Source organism: Achromobacter sp. 1L-A-4-B-C2, from assembly GCF_057291955.1.
In genome coordinates this window covers 621,876-635,838 of sequence record NZ_JBXAWP010000006.1, presented here as the reverse complement: position 1 = coordinate 635,838, position 13,963 = coordinate 621,876, and the positions used below count along the sequence as shown (strand labels likewise).

Genomic DNA, 13,963 nt, shown 5'->3' with positions numbered 1-13,963 from the left:
CCGCCGACCCGCAGCCCGCCACCGCGACACACTTCAGGAGAACCCCGCATGAATCGAAAAGTATGGGCGGCCGGCGTCGGCATGATTCCGTTCTGCAAACCCGGCGCCAGCGACCCTTATTCCGTGATGGGGATGCGCGCCGTGCAAGAAGCCCTGGCCGATGCGGGCGTGCCTTACGACGCCGTGCAGCAAGCCTATGCCGGCTACGTCTATGGCGATTCCACCTCGGGTCAGGCCGTGGTGTATGGCGTGGGCCTGACCGGCATTCCCGTCTTCAACGTCAATAACAATTGCGCCAGCGGTTCGTCGGCGCTGTTCCTGGCGCGGCAGGCCGTGGAAAGCGGCGCGGTGGAATGTGCGCTGGCCGTGGGGTTTGAACAAATGGTGCCCGGCGCGCTGAAAGGCGTGTACGAAGACCGGCCGTCGCCACTTGCCGGCTTCGTGTCGGCCATGACCGACGCGCAGGGCTATGACGCCGCCACGCCGCGCGCCGCGCAATTTTTCGGCGGCGCCGCGCGCGACTACATCAAGCAGCACGACATACGCGCCGATACGTTCGCGCGCATCTCGGTCAAGGCGCGCCAGCACGCGGCCCGCAATCCGTACGCCGTATTCCGCAAGACCGTCACGCTGCCCGAAGTGATGGACGCGCCCATGATCTTCGATCCGCTGACGCGCCTGCAATGCTGCCCGCCCACCTGCGGCGCGGCGGCGGCCATTCTGTGTTCGGACGCGTTTGCGCGGCGCCACGGCTTGCGGCCCGGCGTCAGCATCGCCGCGCAGGCCATGACGACCGACACGCCGTCCACGTTCGACTCCGCCGACATGCGCCGGCTGGTCGGTCTGGACATGACGCGCGCCGCCGCCGACCGCGTGTACGAGGCCGCGGGCGTGGACCCCGCCGACCTTGACGTCGTCGAACTGCATGACTGCTTCACGGCAAACGAATTGATCACCTACGAGGGCCTGCGCCTGACGCCCGAGGGCACAGCCGAAAAATTCATTGTCGATGGCGACAATACCTACGGCGGCCGCGTGGTGACGAATCCATCCGGCGGCCTGCTGTCCAAGGGCCATCCGCTGGGTGCGACGGGCCTGGCGCAGTGCGCCGAACTGGTCTGGCAGTTGCGTGGGCAGGCCGACTTGCGGCAAGTCGAGGGCGCGCGGCTGGCGTTGCAGCACAACCTGGGGCTGGGCGGCGCTTGCGTCGTCACGCTGTACCAGGCCGCGTGACGGCGGCCAGCGCCACACGCATCCAACATCTGGCGGCGGATCGATACCCGATACTCGCCGCCCCGCACCCAGTCAGGAGACAACAACGATGGGAACACTTGAAGGCAAGGTAGCGCTGGTGTCCGGCTCGGGCCGTGGCATCGGCCAGGAGATCGCGCTGAAACTGGCGCGCGAAGGCGCAAGGGTTGTCGTCAACGACCTGGACGACGGACCGGCGCAAGACACGGTGACGCGCATCCGCCAAGCGGGCGGCCAGGCCCAGGCATGCCCGGGCAGCGTCACCGCGCCGGGCTTTGCCGACCGTTTCGTCAACGCGGCAATCGATACCTACGGCGGCCTGGACATCATCGTGAACAACGCCGGCTACACCTGGGACAACGTCATTCAGAAAATGACGGACGAGCAATGGGATGAAATCCTGGCCGTGCATCTATCCGCCCCTTTCCGCATCCTGCGCGCCGCGTCCAGCTTCATCCGCGAAGCCGCCAAGGCCGAGGCCGCCGAAGGGCGCGAAGTGTTCCGCAAGGTGGTCAATATCTCGTCCACCTCGGGCGTGATGGGCAATGCCGGCCAGGCCAATTACGCCGCCGCCAAGGCCGGCATCAACGGCCTGACGCGCGCGCTGGCCAAGGAATGGGGCCGCTACAAAGTCAACGTGAATAGCGTGGCGTTCGGCCTGATCAAGACGCGGCTGACCGACGCCGTGGCCGACGGCGACACCACGCTGGACATCCAGGGGCGTCAGATCAAGGTGGGCGTCAACCCGCAGGTGCTCAAGAACGCCGAAAGCCTGATCCCGCTGGGCCGCGCCGGCACGCCCGCCGAGGCGGCGGGCGCGGTCTATCTGTTCTGCCTGCCTGAATCGAACTACGTCAGCGGGCAGGTGCTGGTCGTGGGTGGCGGCCGCCCATGACGCGCCTGCCTAATCCGATGGAACCGCCACGCGCCGCGTGGATGGACGCCGACCTGGCGTTGTTCCAGGATGCGACGCGCCGCATCTTCGAAAAGGAATTCGCGCCGGACGAAGAACGGTGGCGCAAGCAGCAGCACGCCGATCGCGACATCTGGACACGGGCCGGACGCCTGGGCCTGCTGTGCGTCAGCATGCCCGAGGCCTATGGCGGCGGCGCGGGCAGCTTCGCGCACGAAGCCATCGTGGCGGCCGAGCAGGCGCGCGCCATGGTCCATGGCTTTAGCAACAACGTGCACAGCGCCATCCTGGCGCACTACATCCTGAACTACGGCACCGAAGCGCAGCGGCAGCGCTGGCTGCCGGGCATGGCCACCGGCGAGCACGTAGGCGCCATCGCGATGAGCGAGCCGGGCGCCGGGTCCGACCTGAAAAGCGTGCGCACCACGGCCCGGCGCGACGGCGACACCTACGTCCTCAATGGTTCCAAGACCTTCATCACGAACGGCCTGCACGCCGACCTGATCTGCGTGGTGGCCAAGACCGACCCGCACGCCGGATCGCGCGGCGTGTCGCTCATCATGGTGCAAACGGATGACCTGCCGGGCTTTCGGCGCGGACGCCTGCTGGAAAAGCTGGGTCAGAAAAGCGGCGATACGGCCGAACTGTTTTTTGACGACGTGCGCGTGCCCGTCGCCAACCTGCTGGGCGAGGTCGAAGGGCAGGGCTTTACGCAGCTGATGCAGCAATTGCCGCGCGAACGGCTGCTGATCGCGGTGGGCGCGGTGGCCACCATGCGGCGCGCCATCGACGACACCGTGGCCTATACCAAGACGCGGCAGGTCTTCGGCCAGGCGCTGATCGACATGCAGAACACGCGCTTCAAACTGGCCGAATGCGAAACCGTTGCGACCATCGCCGCGCGCTTTGTCGACGACTGCATCGCGCGCCAGTTGCAGGGCACGCTGGACCTGCCCACCGCCGCGATGGCCAAGTGGTGGACCACCCAGATGAATTGCCAGGTCATCGACGAATGCCTGCAATTGCACGGCGGCTACGGCTACATGCTGGAAACGCCCATTGCCCGGATGTACGCGGATGCGCGCGTGGGCAAGATCTACGGCGGTTCGAATGAAATCATGAAAGAAATCATCGCGCGGGGCATGGCCGCGTAAAGCGGCCGGCACCTTGCGCGGGACTCGGAGAGAGACACGCATGCAGCAAGCGCATTTTCGGTTGGAGCCCAAGGTACTGCCCCGGGTATGGCCCAAGGGCTTGCCGGCCCACATCAACCAGCCCCGCTCCAGCCTCGTCTTCAATCTGGAGGCGTCGGCCACCCGCTATCCCGACAAGCCCGCCATCGTGTTCTACGACACGGTGCTGGACTATGCGCGCCTGAAGCGCGAGGTCGACGCCATGGCCGGCTATCTGCAACACAGCGCGGGCGTTGCAGCCGGCGACCGCGTGCTGCTGCTGAGCCAGAACTGCCCGCAATTCATCATCGCCTACTACGCCGTGCTGCGCGCCGATGCGGTCGTGGTGCCGGTGAACGCGATGAGCACGGAAGATGAGCTGGATCACTATCTGAAGGACAGCGGTGCGCGCGTGGCGTTTGCCGCGCAGGAACTGGCGCCACGGCTGGCGGGCTTTGTCGAAGACGGCCAGCTGGAACGCGTCATCGTCCATGCCTATTCCGACTACCTGGGCGAGGGCGGCGATGGCCAGACGCCGCCGCCCGACTGGATCGCCGCGCCGCGCGACAAGGTAGACATGCCGGGCGGCGTGCCCTGGTACGGCGCCTTGGCGGTCAACGCGCCGCCCAAACCGCACCGGGCGCACGCGGGCGATCTGTGCCTGCTGCCCTATACGTCCGGCACCACCGGGCGGCCCAAGGGCTGCCGCCACACGCACGGCACGCTGGGCGCGGCGGTGACGGGGTCGGCGCTGTGGCGTGGGCTGACGTCCGAAGCCGTCATCATGGGCGTGGCGCCGCTGTTTCACCTGCTGGGCATGCAGAATTGCATGAACCTGCCCATCCTGCTGGGCGCCACCGTCGTGCTGCTGCCGCGCTGGGACCGGCAGGTGGCCGCGCAATTGATGGCGCGGCATCGCGTCAGCGTGTGGGCCGCGCCCCCGGCGATGGTGGTGGACTTCTTTGCGCAGCCCGACATCGAATCGTATGACCTGTCGCGCCTGGCCTTGTTGTGCGGCGGCGGCGCGCCCATGCCCGAGGCGGTATCGGCCATGCTGGCCGAGCGCTACGGCATCGTCTTCAACGAAGCCTATGGGCTGACCGAGACCGCGTCGTTCCTGCACTGCAATCCCATGCACCGCAACAAGCGCCAGTGCATTGGCGTGCCGACTTTCGGCGTCGATACGCGCGTGGTGGACCCGGCTACGCTTGAAGAATTGCCGGCCGGGCAAGTGGGCGAACTGGTCACACGCGGTGCGCAGCTGATGCTGGGTTACTGGAACAACGCGGCCGCCGATGACGAGGCGTTTTTCATGTTGGAAGGCGAACGCTACTTTCGCACCGGTGACCTGGGGCGGGTGGACGAGGACGGCTATTTCTTCATCACCGATCGGCTCAAGCGCATGATCAATGCGTCGGGCTACAAGGTGTGGCCGGCCGAGGTCGAGAACACCTTGTACGAGCATCCCGCCGTGCACGAGGCCTGCGTCATCGGCGTGCCCGACCCGTGCCGGGGCGAAACCGTCAAGGCGCTGCTGGTGCTGCGGCCCGAGGCCCAGGGCAGCGCGCGCGAAGACGAGGTGATCGCGTGGGCCCGCGCCCGCATGGCCGCCTACAAGGCGCCGCGCATCGTTGAATTCGTGGACGCGCTGCCCAAGTCCAGCACGGGCAAGATCCTGTGGCGGCAATTGCAGGAAGCGGGGCGGGCGGGCCGCTAGCGCAACAGCGTGGCGCGGCGGTATCGCCCGGCCGCTTACCGCAGCGGCACGCCGTTGGTCAATTGACGCAGTTCGTTCAGCAGCTTCGCGGCGGGCAGGGGCAGCAGCCCTTGCGTGCGCCGAAACGCCGTCAGCATGCGCGTGTCGGACGCGCCGGGAATCGGCAGCCGGTCAAGCAGGCCCGCGCGCAGTTCGGCGTGATACATCGGTTCTGGCATCCATCCCAAAAATTCCGAATGCGCAATCAGATTCTTCAGCACCGTGATGGAACGCGTTTCAACCGTGACGTCCGGCATGGACAGGCGGTGCCGCGTGAATAGCTGGTTCATGTGTTCGAAGGGCTCGGTGCCGCGCGGCAGGATCGCCCACTTGTACGCCAGCGTATCGGCCAGGCTGAGACCGGGGCGGGAGCGCAGCGGGTGGCTGGTGCTGGCCACCACGTAGCTCGTGTCTTCCCAACGGCAGTCCGGCACCGAGACAATTTCGTCCGTGTCGTCGGTATGCGCGCCCAGCGCCAGGTCGATCTCGCGCGACAGCAGCGCGCTGGCCAGGCGATCCCATACGCCTTCCACCACCTGCACCTGCAACGTGGGCCAGCGATTGCAGGTTCGGGTCAGCGCGGTGGGAAGAATCAGGCACGCAATGCTGCCCACCGTGCCGACCCGGATGGTGCCCTTGGCCAGCCCCAGCAGCGCACGGATTTCCTCTTTGGCGCTTTCGGCATCGCGCAGCAGCGCGGTGGAATGCGGCAACAGCGTCAGCCCGATATCGGTCAGCTGCATGCCCTTGGAATGACGTTCGAATAGTGGAGCGCCGACCTGGCCTTCCAGGCGGCGCACGATGCGGCTTAGTGCGGACTGCGTGACATGCATGGCGTCGGCGGCACGTCCGAGGCTGCCGGCGGCTACGACCGCGTTGAATGCCGCCAATTGGTGTAGGTCGAATGGCATGCCAAAGCGTAATGACTTTGTCTCGATATATCAATTCTCAAGTCTGCTAGGGGGGGCGACACTCTGCCATCGCTGTTGACCGTGCCCAGGCCCAGCCCGGCGCCTCGTCAACCCCGCCACCTCACCACAAGGACCCAAGCTATGAACGGACCCGTTTTTGGCCTTTTAGGCGCGCTGAACGCCTCTGGTAGCGAGTCCGACCTGGTCCCGCCCCCGCAGCCGCCCACCGTGCGCGACGCCGTCTACGACCTGATGCGCCGCGTCGGCATGACGTCGGTATTCGCCAACCCGGGGTCAACCGAGCTGCCCATGTTTCGCGGGTTTCCCGATGATTTCCGCTATGTGCTGGGCTTGCAGGAAGCCACGGTGGTAGGCATGGCCGACGGTTATGCGCAAGCCACGCGCAACGCGTCGATGGTCAACCTGCATTCGGCGGCCGGGGTCGGCAACGCCATGGGCAACCTGTTCACGGCATACAAGAACCGTACGCCCATGGTGGTGGTCGCCGGCCAGCAGGCGCGCGGCATCCTGCCCTTCGACCCCTTCCTGTCTTCCAGCAATGCCACCGAGTTGCCCCGGCCTTACGTCAAATGGAGCACCGAGCCCGCCCGCGCGCAAGACGTGCCACTGGCCATCGCGCGCGCCTACTACCTGGCCATGATGCCGCCGCGTGGGCCCGTGCTGGTGTCCGTGCCCGTAGACGACTGGGACGCGCCTTCGCCGCCGTTGGCGCATCGCGGCGTCAGCACTGAACTGCGCCCGCAGCCCGAGGCCATCGGGCGCATCGGCGCCTTGCTGGACGCCTGCCGACGCCCCGCCATGGTCGTGGGCGCTGCCGTGGACCGCGACGGCGCCTGGAACGAAATCGTGGCGCTGGCCGAACTGCACAGCGCGCGCGTGTGGGCCGCGCCCATGTCGGGCCGTTGCAGCTTCCCGGAACGCCACCGCCTCTTCGCCGGGTTTTTGCCGGCCGCGCGCGAGGGCATCGTCGCCCGCCTGCAAGGGCACGATCTGATCCTGGTGGTGGGGGCGCCCGCCTTTACCTATCACGTCGACGGCGCCGGGCCGCATGTGCCCGACGGCGCCGAGCTTTGCCTGCTGACCGACGACCCGGACACGGCGGCGTGGGCGCCGGCGGGGCTGGCGGCCGTGGGCAGTATCCGCCTGTGCCTGCGCGATTTGCTGGCGCGGCCCGCGCCCATCATGCGGCCCTTGCCCGCGCGGCGCGCCGCCAGCCCCGCGCCCGGCCCGTCTTCGCCGATGTCCACCGCCTTCGTGCTGCAGACGCTGGCCGCCATGCGCGACCCGTCCGACATCGTCGTGGAAGAAGCCCCCAGTGCCCGACCCGTCATGCAGCACTATCTGCCGCACGTGCGCTCGCAAACCTTCTACACCATGGACAGCGGCGGCCTGGGTTATGGCATGCCCGCAGCGGTGGGCGTAGCGCTGGGCAAGCCCGACCGGCGTGTCATCGCGCTGATCGGCGACGGTTCCAGCCTGTACTCGATACAAGCGCTCTGGAGCGCCGCGCAGCACAAGCTGCCGATCACCTTCGTCATTCTCAACAACCGCCGCTATGCCGCGCTGCAAGACTTTGCGCCGGCATTCGGCTTCGGGCCGCACGACAAGGTCATGGGCACCGAACTGCCCGGCATTGACTTCGTTGCGCTGGCCCGGGGCCTGGGCTGCGGCGGCGTGCGCGTGTCGGACGCCGCGCGTCTGGGTGCGGTACTGGCCGACGCCATGGCCAGCGGCAGCCCCACGCTGGTTGAAGTGCGGGTGTCCTGACCCTATCCCTGGATGCCCGTCACCCGGGCTCGCGGCAAGTCGTATCCCCAAGGAGGCCACAGCGCCATGCAGGTATTTCCAGTGCAGGTTTCCCCAGTGCAGCTTTCCCCCGTGCAGGTCCCCGTGCAGGTCCCCGTGCAGGGTGAACCCGCGCAGGTGTCCCTATTGATCAACGGCGACGCCACCGGCGCGCGCGGCGGCCTGACGTTCAAGCGCCACAGTCCGCTGGACGGCAGCATTGCCTCGCTGGCGCCCGCGGCCAGCGTGCAGGACGCCGTGGCCGCCGTGCAAGCCGCGTCGGCCGCATTTCCGTCCTGGTCGGCCACCGGCCCCGGTGAACGGCGCCAACTGCTCATGCGCGCGGCAGAAGCCATCCAGGCCCGGGCGCAATCGTTTGCCGACATCATGGCACTTGAAACCGGCGCCTCGGCCGGCTGGGCACGGTTCAATGTCCAACTTGCCGTCAGCGTGCTGCTGGAGGCGGCCGCGCTGACCACCCAGGTCAGCGGCGAGGTCATCCCGTCCGATGTGCCGGGCAACCTGGCGCTGGCCGTGCGCCAGCCGGCGGGCGTGGTGCTGGGCATCGCGGCCTGGAACGCGCCGGTCATTCTTGCCGTGCGCGCCATCGCCACGCCGCTGGCTTGCGGCAATACCGTTGTGCTCAAGGGCAGCGGCTTGTGCCCGGCCACGCATGGGCTGGTCATGCACACGCTGCAAGCGGTGGGCTTTCCGCGAGGCGTGCTGAACTTCATCACAAACGCGCCGGCCGACGCGGCTACCGTCGTCGAGGCCATGGTGGCGCACCCGTCGGTGCGGCGCGTCAGCTTCATGGGGTCCACGCAGGTAGGCAGGCGTATCGCTTCGGCGTGCGCAAATCATCTGAAACCTGTCGTTCTTGAGCTTGGCGGCAAGGCGCCTTTCGTGGTGCTCGATGACGCCGACCTGGACGCGGCCGCGCGTGCCGCCGTGTTCGGCGCCTTTGCCAATTCCGGGCAGACCTGCATGGCCACCGAACGCATCATCGTCGACCGCACGGTGGCCGACGCCTTCGTGCAAAAGCTGGCCGACCGCGCAGCCGGGCTGCCGCTGGGGGATCCGCGCGAAGCCGCCGTGGCGCTGGGCGCCGTGGTCGACATGAACGCGGTCAAGCTCTGCAATGCCCTGATCGACGACGCGCTGGCGCAAGGCGGCCGCTTGGTGGCGGGCGGCAAGTCCAACACCACCTTGATGCCGGCCACCCTGATCGACCACGTGACGCCCAGCATGCGGCTGTACCGCGAAGAGGCCTTCGGGCCGGTGACGGGCATCGTGCGCGTCAGCGGCGTGGAAGAAGCCGTGGCCTGCGCCAACGACAACGAATACGGTCTGGCGTCGGCGGTGTTCGGACGCGACGTGGGGCGCGCCATCGCCGTGGCGCGTCGGATTGAATCCGGCATTTGCCACGTCAACGGGGCCACCGTCCACGACGAGGCCCAGATGCCGTTCGGCGGCATGAAGGAAAGCGGCATGGGGCGCTTTGGCGGCAAGGCCGGCATCGACGCCTTTACCGACCTGCGCTGGCTCACGGTGCAAACCACGCCACGTGACTACGCGTTTTAACGCGGGGCGGGCGTTGCTCTCGGCGTTGGCTTCGCCTTCCACTTCGCCTTCCACTTCACCTTCCTTTCCGCCTTCCCTTTGCCAAAGGACCATGTATGCGTACTCAGGTAGCGATCATCGGGGCCGGCCCGGCCGGGCTGATGCTGTCGCAGTTGTTGCACTTGCAGGGCGTCGATTCCGTGGTGCTGGAATGCCGTGGCCAGGAAACCATCCGCGCCACCGTGCGCGCGGGGGTGCTGGAGCAGGGCACGGTCGACGTGTTGACCGAAGTCGGCTTGGGCGGGCGGCTGCGCAGCGAAGGCTTTCGGCACGAAGGCACGGTGTTGCGGGTTGGCGGCGTTGACCGCCGTATCGACTTTGTCGACCTGACGGGCGGGCGCGCGGTAATGGTTTACGCGCAGCACGAAGTCATCAACGACTTGCTCGATGCGCGGTTGGCGGCGGGGGGCGACGTGCGCTTCAACGTCACCGACGTCACGCTGCACGACGTCACCCATGCCAACGATGTGCCCCGCGGCCCACACACCACGGCGTCATCCGGACCCGTGGTTCGGTTCCGCGATGACGGCGGCGTCCCCGTCTCGCTGCGCGCGGATTTTGTCGTGGGCTGCGACGGCACGCACGGCGTCAGCCGCGCCGCCATCGCCCCCCATGCCTTGCACACCCTTGAGCACCGCTACCCGTTCGGCTGGCTGGGCATCTTGTGCCAGGCGCCGCCATCTTCCGACGAGCTGATCTACGCCTTGGGCGCCGACGGCTTTGCGCTGGTCAGCACCCGGTCGCGCGAGGTGCAACGCATGTACCTGCAATGCGACCCGCGCGACGCCCCCTGCGACTGGTCCGATGACCGCATCTGGGCCACGCTGCGCGCCCGCCTGGCCACGCCAGACGGCTGGGCGCCCAAGGAAGGCCCCATCTTCGACAAGACCGTCATCGGCATGCGCAGCAGGGTGACCGAGCCCATGCGGCACGGCCGCCTGTTCCTGGCGGGCGACGCCGCCCATGTGGTGCCGCCAACCGGCGCCAAGGGCTTGAACCTGGCCGTGTCCGACGTGTGCCTGCTGTCGCGCGCGCTAACTCGTTTCTATCGGCATGGCAAAGACGACCTGCTGGACACCTACAGCGCTGACGCCTTGCGCCGCGTTTGGCGCGCGCAGCGGTTTTCAAAATGGATGACGGCGTTGCTGCACCGTTATCCCCACGCGGACGCCTTTGACCGCAAGCTACAAGACGCCGAACTCGACTACCTGACGCAATCACGCGCCGCGTGCACCACGCTGGCGGAAAACTATGTGGGGCTGCCCATGGCGCCGCCCTGGGACTGAACGCGGGCTATTTCCGCAAAGGAGAACCAGCATGACTCGTAGTGCCCAGAACGCGGCGGTTCGCGCCGCGCCGCCCGACCGCCGTAACGTCGACCCCGGTAGCGCCGACCCCGGTAGCGCCGACGTCGGCGACCTGCTGGACAACGGTCCCTTCACGTCCATGCAGAAGTTTGTGGTGATGCTTGCCGCCTTGTCCATCGTCATGGACGGGTTTGATGGCCAACTGATCGGCTTTGCGATTCCGATGATGATCCAGGAATGGGGCATCACGCGCGAGGCTTTCGCGCCCGCCGTGGCGTCCGGCCTGATCGGCATGGGGATCGGCAGCGCGTGCGCCGGCCTGTTCGCCGACCGCTACGGCCGCCGCATGGCCGTCATCGTCAGCGTGTTTGTGTTTGGCACGGCCACGTGCGCCATCGGGCTGGCGCCCGATGCCCTGACCGTGGCCGTGCTGCGCTTCATTGCCGGCTTGGGCATCGGTGGCGCGCTGCCCAGTTCCACGACGGTTACCGCCGAATTCACGCCCGCGCGTCGCCGCACGCTGGCAGTCACGGCCACCATCGTCTGCGTGCCTTTGGGCGGGATGCTGGCGGGCCTGTTCTCGGCGTATGTCCTACCTTTGTATGGGTGGCGCGCTTCGTTCTTCATCGGCGGATCGCTGCCCATCGCCCTGGGCTTTGCCTTGATGGCCACGTTGCCCGAATCGCCCCGATTCCTGGCGCGCCGACCCGAGCGCTGGAACGAGTTGGGCGCGTTGCTGGGCCGCATGGGCCGGCCCATGCCGCAAGGCGTGCATTACACCGACGCCGTCGAGCAGGCGCTTGAACAGCCGGGCGCCCAGCCGCAGCGTGGCGTGCGGGCCTTGTTCTCGAAGGGCTACGGCGCCGACACCATCGCCATCTGGGTGGCCTTCTTCATGTGCCTGACGGCGGTGTACAGCGCGTTCAGCTGGTTGCCCACGATGCTGACCTCGGAAGGCTTGCCGCTGGCGGTGGCCGCGTCCGGGCTGACCGCCTACAACCTGGGCGGCGTGATCGGGGCGCTGGTGTGCGCCGTCGCCATGACGCGCTGGGGCTCGCGTTGGCCGCTTGCTATCTGCTGCGTGGGCGCGCTGGGCAGCGCCTTCCTGATGCTGATGGTCGACGTGCGGCAAAGCTCTTCCTTGCTGGTGTTTGGGTTCGGCGTGCATGGGCTGTTCGTCAACGCCGTGCAATCCACCATGTATGCGCTGTGCGCGTACGTCTACGCCACCGGCGTGCGCGCCACCGGCACGGCGGGGGCGCTGGCTTTCGGGCGTCTTGGCGCCATCCTTAGCGCCTTCGTCGGCGCAACCGTCATCACGCTGGGCGGCGCGCAGGGCTACCTGCTGTTGCTGGGCACGGTCATGGTGTTTGCGCTGATTGCGTTGCTGATGGTGCGCCGGCATATCCCCGGCAGGCGCGCGGCGCCGCCGCTGCGCACCGTTGCCGTCGTGGGGGGCACACGATGAATATCGCGATGCTGGGCGCGGGCGCCATGGGTTGCCTGTTTGGCGGGTTGCTGGCCGAGAGCGGCCGGCAGGTGACGTTGCTGGATATCGACGATGCCCATCTGGAGGCGATACGCCGCAGCGGTTTGCGGCTGGAGACCGACCAGGGCGACAGGCGCATCCACGGCATGACGGTGGCGCGGCCCGAGCACCACCGGCAGCCGCCGGACCTGTTGATCCTCTTCACCAAAAGCCTGCATACCGACGCCGCGCTACGCAGCGTGGCGCCGCTGCTGCGCGCACCTGCGCGGGTGCTGACCTTGCAGAACGGGTTGGGCAACCTGGAGGCGGTTTCGCGCCATGTGGACCCGGCGCGCATCCTGGTCGGCATGACAACGTGGCCGGCCGATCTGGCGGGGCCCGGCCACGTCAGATCGCATGGCGGCGGCGTGATCCGCATGTGGCCGGCGCGCGGTAGCGGCGGGGATGGTGAAGGCGACGGCAACGTAGACACCGACGTCATGCACATCGCGACAGTGCTCAATGACGCCGGCTTGCAATGCGAAGTCGACCCCAACGTCTGGAAGGCGATCTGGGAAAAGGTGGCCTTCAACGCCGCGCTTAACAGCTTGTGCGCCGTCTCGGGCTGCGCGGTCGGTCAGTTGGCCAACGTGGCTGACGGCCCGATGCTGGCGCGCACCGTGGTGTCCGAGGTGGTCGCCGTGGCGCGCGCAAGTGGCGTCGACGCCGACGCGGCCGCCTGCCATGCCAGCGTCGCGCACGCCATTGCGCATCATCGCGGCCACAAGCCGTCGATGTTGCAGGACGTGCTGGCGGGCAGGCCTACCGAAATTGAAACAATCAACGGCGAAGTGGTGGCGCGGGCGCGCGCGGCGGGCGTGCCGGTGCCACACACCGCCCTGTTGCTGGGCCTGGTGCGCCTGATCCAGGCACGCCAATCTGATATTCCGACCGAGAGACACCCATGACCTCATCCGAAACCGCTCCTGTCCCGCCGCAGCCGCGGCGCCCGTCATCGCGACCCTCATTGGCGTCAAGCTCGCGCCCACCCGCGGGCCTGTCGCCGCGCGACTGGGCCAGCCATCCGGCCTATCTCTACGAGGACTATCGTTCGACGCAATTGCGCGGCCCGACACTGCCGCTCGTGCCCCTGGCCGCGGCGTTGGGCGAAATGCGCCGGCCGGTCTTTGGCGACGACAGTGTGGGCAAGCTGGACCACGACCTGACGCGCAATGCGCGCCGCAATGGTGAACCCATCGGCGAACGCATGGTGTTGGCCGGCCGGGTAGTTGACGATCTTGGGCGGCCCGTGTCGCACACGCTGATCGAAATCTGGCAGGCCAATGCGGCCGGCCGCTATGTGCACAAGGCCGACCGCCACGACGCGCCGCTGGACCCGAACTTCCTGGGCGCGGGCCGCTGCCTGACCGATGCGGACGGGCGATACCGCTTCTTGACGATCAAGCCGGGCGCCTATCCCTGGGGCAACCATCCCAACGCCTGGCGCCCGCAGCATATTCATCTATCCCTTTTCGGCCAGCACTTCGGTACACGGCTGGTCACGCAAATGTACTTTCCGGGCGACCCGTTGCATGCCTTCGACCCGATGCTGAACGGTACGCCGGAAGCGGCGCGCAGCCGGCTGATCGCGGACTTCAGCGTGGGCCTGACCGAAGAAGGTTTTGCGTTGGGATATCAGTTCGACATCGTGCTGCGCGGGGCGCGTTGCACGCCGTTTGAAAACGGCTAAGGAGGGGTC

General features: G+C 67.6%; 11 protein-coding genes. 10 read left to right on the top strand and 1 reads right to left on the bottom strand.

Annotated features, from left to right (window positions below):
• Positions 1-48 precede the first annotated feature (48 nt).
• The 4 genes from AC0Z35_RS28000 to AC0Z35_RS27985 all read left to right on the top strand — a co-directional run bounded on the left by AC0Z35_RS28000 (position 49) and on the right by AC0Z35_RS27985 (position 5,053).
• Positions 49-1,233 carry a lipid-transfer protein gene (locus AC0Z35_RS28000; RefSeq protein ID WP_485133053.1) on the top strand — a complete coding sequence of 395 codons (1,185 nt, stop codon included), beginning with the start codon at positions 49-51 and terminating at the stop codon, positions 1,231-1,233.
• An 88-nt stretch (positions 1,234-1,321) separates the two neighbouring features.
• The gene (locus AC0Z35_RS27995) at positions 1,322-2,146 is read left to right on the top strand and encodes an SDR family NAD(P)-dependent oxidoreductase (RefSeq protein WP_046807280.1); all 825 of its coding nucleotides are present in this window, start codon (positions 1,322-1,324) and stop codon (positions 2,144-2,146) included.
• Entirely contained in the window at positions 2,143-3,318 is a 1,176-nt protein-coding gene (locus AC0Z35_RS27990) for an acyl-CoA dehydrogenase family protein (protein WP_319304795.1), read from the top strand. Before AC0Z35_RS27995 ends, AC0Z35_RS27990 begins: the two co-directional genes overlap by 4 nt.
• A gap of 40 nt (positions 3,319-3,358) precedes the next feature.
• Positions 3,359-5,053: a long-chain-fatty-acid--CoA ligase gene (locus AC0Z35_RS27985; protein ID WP_485133054.1), complete on the top strand. Its 1,695-nt coding sequence runs from the start codon at positions 3,359-3,361 to the stop codon at positions 5,051-5,053.
• Between the two features lie 35 nt (positions 5,054-5,088).
• Here AC0Z35_RS27985 and AC0Z35_RS27980 read toward each other — a convergent pair whose 3' ends face one another.
• On the bottom strand, positions 5,089-6,003 hold the full coding sequence (locus tag AC0Z35_RS27980; RefSeq protein ID WP_046807282.1) for a LysR family transcriptional regulator: 915 nt from the start codon (positions 6,001-6,003) through the stop codon (positions 5,089-5,091).
• Positions 6,004-6,144: 141 nt separating this feature from the next.
• Here AC0Z35_RS27980 and mdlC point away from each other — a divergent pair, with 141 nt between their 5' ends.
• The 6 genes from mdlC (at position 6,145) to pcaH (ending at position 13,954) form a co-directional block, all read left to right on the top strand.
• On the top strand, positions 6,145-7,791 hold the full coding sequence (gene mdlC, locus AC0Z35_RS27975; protein WP_223264861.1) for a benzoylformate decarboxylase: 1,647 nt from the start codon (positions 6,145-6,147) through the stop codon (positions 7,789-7,791).
• A 66-nt stretch (positions 7,792-7,857) separates the two neighbouring features.
• Positions 7,858-9,390, top strand: coding sequence for an aldehyde dehydrogenase family protein (locus tag AC0Z35_RS27970; RefSeq protein WP_485133055.1), 1,533 nt, complete (start codon positions 7,858-7,860; stop codon positions 9,388-9,390).
• A 95-nt stretch (positions 9,391-9,485) separates the two neighbouring features.
• Positions 9,486-10,715 (top strand): 4-hydroxybenzoate 3-monooxygenase, encoded by a 1,230-nt coding sequence (locus AC0Z35_RS27965; protein WP_485133056.1) that lies wholly within the window; start codon positions 9,486-9,488, stop codon positions 10,713-10,715.
• 31 nt (positions 10,716-10,746) lie between these two features.
• Positions 10,747-12,204, top strand: a complete 1,458-nt coding sequence (locus tag AC0Z35_RS27960) for an MFS transporter (protein WP_104144176.1) — start codon at positions 10,747-10,749, stop codon at positions 12,202-12,204.
• Positions 12,201-13,172, top strand: coding sequence for a ketopantoate reductase family protein (locus tag AC0Z35_RS27955; protein WP_485133057.1), 972 nt, complete (start codon positions 12,201-12,203; stop codon positions 13,170-13,172). Before AC0Z35_RS27960 ends, AC0Z35_RS27955 begins: the two co-directional genes overlap by 4 nt.
• Positions 13,169-13,954, top strand: coding sequence for a protocatechuate 3,4-dioxygenase subunit beta (gene pcaH, locus AC0Z35_RS27950; protein WP_082134649.1), 786 nt, complete (start codon positions 13,169-13,171; stop codon positions 13,952-13,954). Before AC0Z35_RS27955 ends, pcaH begins: the two co-directional genes overlap by 4 nt.
• The last annotated feature ends 9 nt before the right edge of the window (positions 13,955-13,963 follow it).

Bases quoted from the DNA above. Each gene is read 5' to 3' on its own strand.
- AC0Z35_RS28000 (WP_485133053.1), top strand. From the start codon at position 49: ATGAATCGAAAAGTATGGGCGGCCGGCGTCGGCATGATTCCGTTCTGC.
- AC0Z35_RS27995 (WP_046807280.1), top strand. From the start codon at position 1,322: ATGGGAACACTTGAAGGCAAGGTAGCGCTGGTGTCCGGCTCGGGCCGT.
- AC0Z35_RS27990 (WP_319304795.1), top strand. From the start codon at position 2,143: ATGACGCGCCTGCCTAATCCGATGGAACCGCCACGCGCCGCGTGGATG.
- AC0Z35_RS27985 (WP_485133054.1), top strand. From the start codon at position 3,359: ATGCAGCAAGCGCATTTTCGGTTGGAGCCCAAGGTACTGCCCCGGGTA.
- AC0Z35_RS27980 (WP_046807282.1), bottom strand. From the start codon at position 6,003: ATGCCATTCGACCTACACCAATTGGCGGCATTCAACGCGGTCGTAGCC.
- mdlC (WP_223264861.1), top strand. From the start codon at position 6,145: ATGAACGGACCCGTTTTTGGCCTTTTAGGCGCGCTGAACGCCTCTGGT.
- AC0Z35_RS27970 (WP_485133055.1), top strand. From the start codon at position 7,858: ATGCAGGTATTTCCAGTGCAGGTTTCCCCAGTGCAGCTTTCCCCCGTG.
- AC0Z35_RS27965 (WP_485133056.1), top strand. From the start codon at position 9,486: ATGCGTACTCAGGTAGCGATCATCGGGGCCGGCCCGGCCGGGCTGATG.
- AC0Z35_RS27960 (WP_104144176.1), top strand. From the start codon at position 10,747: ATGACTCGTAGTGCCCAGAACGCGGCGGTTCGCGCCGCGCCGCCCGAC.
- AC0Z35_RS27955 (WP_485133057.1), top strand. From the start codon at position 12,201: ATGAATATCGCGATGCTGGGCGCGGGCGCCATGGGTTGCCTGTTTGGC.
- pcaH (WP_082134649.1), top strand. From the start codon at position 13,169: ATGACCTCATCCGAAACCGCTCCTGTCCCGCCGCAGCCGCGGCGCCCG.